The organism is Intrasporangium chromatireducens Q5-1, from assembly GCF_000576575.1.
Taxonomy (GTDB): domain Bacteria; phylum Actinomycetota; class Actinomycetes; order Actinomycetales; family Dermatophilaceae; genus Intrasporangium_A; species Intrasporangium_A chromatireducens.
This window is the reverse complement of the sequence record NZ_AWQS01000609.1, coordinates 1-388: the sequence shown is the minus strand read 5'-3', so window position 1 is coordinate 388 and position 388 is coordinate 1. Positions and strand designations below refer to the sequence as shown.

Annotated in this window: 1 protein-coding gene; it reads right to left on the bottom strand. The window is 79.9% G+C overall.

The features are described from left to right. A partial coding sequence (locus N864_RS25390) for a DUF5691 domain-containing protein (RefSeq protein WP_034723185.1) occupies positions 1–388 on the bottom strand: 388 nt, incomplete at both ends.

Below are 388 nucleotides of genomic sequence, written 5' to 3'. Positions count from 1 at the left end.
CAGCAGGGCCCAGGCCTGCGGGTCGGCGGCTTCTTCGGCCCGCCCGGCCGCGCGCGCCTCGCCCGCCCAGCACCACGGCTGCCGCTGACCCGCCAGCCACGCACCGCGCTGGCCGAGGACGGCGGCCGTCGCGGTGCGCAGGCGACGGCTCGTCGTGGCGAGGTCGAGCAGGTCCGGGAGCACGGCAGGCGGCACCCGGCAGCGGGCTCGCTCGCAGGCGTGCAGCCAGTGGAGCAGGAGGGCGTCGCGCTGCTCGGCTCCTGCCGGCGGTTGGGTGAGGACGAGCTCGAGGAGCTGGACCGCGAGGCGTGGGGGCTCGGGCCGCTCGTCGTCGGCGGCCGGCGTCCGGGCGGGGTAGGACTCGGCGCGACGGCCGGCGCGGACCGCC